Origin of the sequence: Haladaptatus sp., from assembly GCF_049589095.1 — an archaeon.
Lineage (GTDB): Archaea > Halobacteriota > Halobacteria > Halobacteriales > Haladaptataceae > Haladaptatus.
On sequence record NZ_JBAWAC010000322.1, the window covers coordinates 1 to 4,748 of the forward strand.

General features: G+C 63.9%; 5 protein-coding genes. 3 read left to right on the plus strand and 2 right to left on the minus strand.

Annotated elements, in window-relative coordinates; translation table 11 throughout:
- Positions 1 to 773 (plus strand): WD40/YVTN/BNR-like repeat-containing protein (locus tag WBV42_RS10360; protein ID WP_423985959.1); only part of this gene is annotated, 773 nt, incomplete at its 5' end.
- Between the two features lies 1 nt (position 774).
- On the opposite strand, the gene WBV42_RS10365 is transcribed toward WBV42_RS10360, so the two are convergent.
- Positions 775 to 2,031: an MFS transporter gene (locus WBV42_RS10365; protein ID WP_423985960.1), complete on the minus strand. Its 1,257-nt coding sequence runs from the start codon at positions 2,029 to 2,031 to the stop codon at positions 775 to 777.
- 125 nt (positions 2,032 to 2,156) lie between these two features.
- Here WBV42_RS10365 and WBV42_RS10370 point away from each other — a divergent pair, with 125 nt between their 5' ends.
- Both WBV42_RS10370 and WBV42_RS10375 read left to right on the plus strand, forming a co-directional pair.
- On the plus strand, positions 2,157 to 2,468 hold the full coding sequence (locus tag WBV42_RS10370; protein ID WP_423985961.1) for a hypothetical protein: 312 nt from the start codon (positions 2,157 to 2,159) through the stop codon (positions 2,466 to 2,468).
- Between the two features lie 43 nt (positions 2,469 to 2,511).
- A complete protein-coding gene (locus WBV42_RS10375; protein WP_423985962.1) occupies positions 2,512 to 3,915 on the plus strand; it encodes a carotenoid oxygenase family protein in 1,404 nt (467 codons plus the stop codon).
- Between the two features lie 3 nt (positions 3,916 to 3,918).
- On the opposite strand, the gene WBV42_RS10380 is transcribed toward WBV42_RS10375, so the two are convergent.
- Positions 3,919 to 4,748 (minus strand): mechanosensitive ion channel family protein (locus WBV42_RS10380; protein ID WP_423985963.1); only part of this gene is annotated, 830 nt, incomplete at its 5' end.

Below are 4,748 nucleotides of genomic sequence, written 5' to 3' on the forward strand. Positions count from 1 at the left end.
GTACCGCGAAGAACGACTGGGATTTCGTGCTCGAAGACGGACCGGGTGCGAACGGGGCCGACCTCCGCGGCGTCGATGCGACGAGCGACGGTGCTGCGGTCTGGGTCGCAGGGGATGGCGGCGCACTCGGTCGGATCGAGACGGAAACCGACCGGTACACCGACTACTCGGCACCGAACGGAGTCACGGACAATTGGACGGCCGTCGCGGCCGCCGGAACGGCGGGCGACGAGACGATTCTGCTCGCCAACGGTTCCGGGCAGGTGCTCCGCGGGCGATACCGAGACGGCGATCTCGCATGGGATGCGCCCACGAAACCCGGAAGCGGGTCGAGTCTGTGCGCCGCGACGCTGGTCGATTCGTCCGTCGGCTACCTCTGCGACACGAACGACGGCGTGTTCGAGACGGCGGACGGTGGCGAGAGTTTCCGTCGAATCGGCATCGGGAACGTGGACGGCACCCTGACCGACGTGGCGGCGGTCGAGGACGCCGACGGGCCGTACGTCACGGCCGACGACGGCGTCTGCTGTCGATACGCCGACGGAACGTGGACGCCGAACCGTCTCGGGGATGCGGAACTTCGGGCTATTTCGATGACGGACGAATTGGCAGTCGTCTGCGGTGCGAACGCCGTCTTCGAACGGAGGAACGGAAACGAGTGGGAGCGTATCGTCGTCCCAGCGGACGGGGACCTTCTCGGTGTCGGGGTCGGGCCGAACTGTGCCGTCGCGGTCGGTTCGGAGGGAACCGTCGTCGAACGAAGTCGGCGATGACTCACGACCGGAGGAACACGAGCGCGATGACCCCCGCGACGAACGCCAATCCTGCGCTCAACAGGAAGGTCGGTGACCAACCGATCCGAATCACGAGGAGGCTGGCCACCAACCCGCCGTAGATGCCGCCCCACAACTTCGCCGTGAGCATCACGGCATAGTTTTCCGAGGAGTACTCCTCGCCGTAGTACTCGCCGACGAGTCCCGGGAGGATGGAAAACGAGGGCGCTCTGAAGAACATCGTCAGCCACGCGAGCGCGACGAACACCCACTGTAATCCCATCCCCCCCGAGACGACCAGCGCCGTGAGCGCGATCCCACAACAGACCACCGAACCGGCAAGGGTCCGTTCCCGTCCCAAACGGTCGGACGCGGTTCCGATGACGATGACGCCCGTCGCCTGCCCCAACGCGACCATGGACGCTGCCGCCGTCGCGGCCGTCACGGAGAGGCCGAGATGAGTCGCGTACACGATGACCTTCTCGACGAGCACGAGACCGACGCCGTTGACGACGGCAAAGAGGACGTACAACAGCCAAAACCGACGCGACCGAACCATCGTCCGCCACGTGACGTTCGATCCGATGACCGCCGACTCGGCGGTCATCGGATCGTCGTCTTTCGAACCGTCGCCTTTCGAACTGTCGCCTTTCGAATCGGCGGTCGTGTCCGATTCGTCGTCCCACTCCTCCTCGGAATCGTGGATGACGAGTCCGGCGATCACACCCGTGATGCCCGCGGCGACGCCCAAAACGAACAGGGTCGGGGAGAAGGAGGTTTCGACGGCGCTCTTGATGAACGGGATGAGCAGAAAGCTCGTTCCGCTGAACGCCATGCTCACCGCGCCGGTCGCCATCCCGCGGCGCGAGACGAACCAACGCGAGGGGGTGTTTATCGCGACGTCGTAGGCGATTCCCATACCCGCACCGCCGAGCGCGAACCAGAGGTAGAGCGCTGGGAGCGACGGGACGAAACTGACACCGACGAACCCGCCGAACAGCAGGGCCGCGGCCACGAAGAACGGGAGCCGGGGGCCGTAGCGGTCACGGATCCATCCGGCGGGGAACGCGGTGAGCGTCTCCGCGACCACCAACACCGAGAATACCGCCCCGAGTTCCGTCCCGGAGGCCGAGGCGTGTGCTCCTAACGCGCCGCGAATCGCTGGCCACGAGAACTGATACGTTCCGGCGGTTCCGACGGCGAGGACTGCGGCGGCGATGTACCACCACCGTACGGAGCGGAAACGGCCACCCATCATCCCGGAGTAGCTACTCGATACGTCATCACACAAGGTATACTCAGCGGTTGAGCTGTCTCCGCTGGGTCCTGTCCTCGGCAAACCGTCGAATACAGAGCTAAGTCGATGCGGTGCCAGTAGGTCTCATGAGCCTCGAAACCCTGTTCCGAGTGTTCGTGGCTGGCGTTCTCGTCGTCGCGCCGACGGTACTGTTTCTCGGTCTGTGGCGGGGGATGATGGCACTCCGCGACGACGACCTCGTCAACCGGACGATGAACGGCGATTTCGGACCGATCCCCGAATCGCCGATAACGGCCGCCATGTTCGGATACGGTGGCGTACAACGGTCCCGAACGACCAGTTCGACGGGCGGAGGACAGGTACGATGTGGTCAGTGCGGTGCGGTAAATCCCGAGTACGCCGACTACTGCGGAAACTGCCTGGACGAACTGGGTTGATCGGGCCGAACAGTTACGATTCGTCGGTTCCTCGTCTCACGAAATGACTGCCCGGTCCTCCATCGGCTTTCGCTCGTTGACCGACGAGATCGACCACGATTGTTCCGTCACCGGAACCCTACCGGACTGGCTCTCGGGCACGCTGATTCGAAACGGTCCCGGCGCGTTCGAGATGGCCGGGTCGTCGGTGGACCACTGGTTCGACGGGTTGGCGATGCTCCACGCGTTCACCTTCGGCGACGGCGTCACCTACCGAAACCGATTCGTTCGCAGCGACGCCTACCGATCCGCCCGAAACGGAAATTTCGAGAGCGGGTTCGCGACGGGGAACACGACGCTCCGCGACCGCCTGAGGGCGTTCCTCTTCGAGAAACCGTACGACAACGCGAACATCATCGCCGAGCGGATCGGTGACGACTATCTCGCACTGACGGAACTGCCGCGCTGGGTCGCGTTCGACCCGGATACGCTCGAAACGCTCGGTCACGTCCAGTACGACGGGCCGGAACCCGCCGGAAACCTCGCCTGTGCCCACCTGAAACGCGACCCGGTGACGGACGAACTCGTGAATTTCGAGACCTCGTTCGGACGGAACTGTCACTATCACGTCCACTCGATACCCTCGGCGACCGACCGCGAGCACATCTGCTCGATTCCCGTGGACGAACCGGCGTACATGCACAGTTTCGCGCTGACGCCGAACTACGTCGTCCTCACCGAGTTCCCGTTCGTGGTGAACCCGCTCGACTTCATCAAACCGGGTGCACAGGGTCCGTTCATCGAGAATTTCACGTGGAAACCGGAACGCGGCACGCGCTTTTTCGTCATCGACCGCCGACGCGGAACCGTCGTCGCGGCACCGCGGACGGAGGCGTTCTTCGGTTTCCACCACGCCAACGCCTACGAGGACGATGGGGAGATAGTCCTCGACCTCGAAACCGTGCCGGATGCGACCGCCATCGAGGTGTTGTACATCGACAATCTTCGAGACGGTAATTTCGGCGGGCTGAGCGGCCGATTGGAGCGCTTTCGTGTCGATCCCGAATCGGAAACCGTCGAGCGCGAGCGGATGTACGACGGGACGGCGCTCCCGACCACGTCGCCCGACCGCTGGTGTCGAAAACACCGATACGTCTACGCGCAATCGCCCGACCCACAGATGACGACGTGGCCCGAGGCGATTGCGAAGATCGACACCGAGACGCATCGGGCGGTGGAGTTCGCGGACGAGGGCAGCTATCTGGGCGAGCCGATTTTCGTTCCCAACCCGGACGGCGAGCGTGTGGACGACGGCGTCATCCTGACGCTCTCGCTCGACCCCGCAACCGAACGGTCGTCGCTGATCGTCGTGGACGGCGAGTCGCTCGCCGAACTCGCGCGGGCCGAGGTTCCGCATTCGATCCCGTTCGATTTCCACGGTCGATTTTTCCCCGAACTGACGGGGTAGCGGTCACTCGGAACGCTCCGAGCGTTCCGACCGGCCGCGTCGGTCGCGCCGTTCGCTCGCGATTCGAAACCCGCCGGTATCGTCCCGTCCCGCGATTTCCCGCTGCGGGACGGGGATTTTGATCCCTTCACGGTCGAACGCTGTCTTCACCGACGCGATGACGTCGGTCGTCGCGCGCCATCGGCGGCGACTGCTCGGTCGGTCGATCCAGAACCGGAGTTCGAGCAGGACTGCCGACTCCCCGAACCCCGTCAGTACAGCGTCCGGTTGCGGGACGTTCAACACCACCCGGGAGTTTTCCATCGTCTCCTTCGCGATGTCGATGGCGCGATTCGGGTCCGAACCATAGTCGATGCCGACTTCGACCTCCAACCTGAGCCGTCCCTTTCGGTTGTAGTTGACGAGCGTGTTCGACCCGACGAGGTCGTTCGGGAGGATCACGTACTTCCCCGAAAACGTCTCGATTCGCGTCGAAAACAGCGTGATGTCGGTGACGATGCCGTCGGTCCTCGTCCCGTCTTCCAGCGGCACCTGAATCCAGTCCCCTATCTCGAACGGCCGCGAGAACATGAGCGTGAACCCGGCGATGAGGGAACTCAGCGTTTCGTTCGCGGCGAGACCGATGATGATGCCGAGGAATCCCGCGCCGATGAGGAACGCCCGGATGTCTACCTGCCAGACGCTCAACAGCAACAGCGCGGCGAGAAGATACAATCCGACTTCGGAGAGTCTGGAAAAGACCTCTCCTTGATGTCCCGTGAGTTGGCCGGTTTCCGTGGTAAATCGATCCACGGCCCGGACGAGCATGCCCGATCCGATGTAGGCCGCCGCGA

What these genes read in the sequence shown, in the direction of transcription:
- WBV42_RS10375 (WP_423985962.1), top strand. Translation starts at nt 2,512, where the DNA reads ATGACTGCCCGGTCCTCCATCGGCTTTCGCTCGTTGACCGACGAGATC.
- WBV42_RS10370 (WP_423985961.1), top strand. Translation starts at nt 2,157, where the DNA reads ATGAGCCTCGAAACCCTGTTCCGAGTGTTCGTGGCTGGCGTTCTCGTC.
- WBV42_RS10365 (WP_423985960.1), bottom strand. Translation starts at nt 2,031, where the DNA reads ATGATGGGTGGCCGTTTCCGCTCCGTACGGTGGTGGTACATCGCCGCC.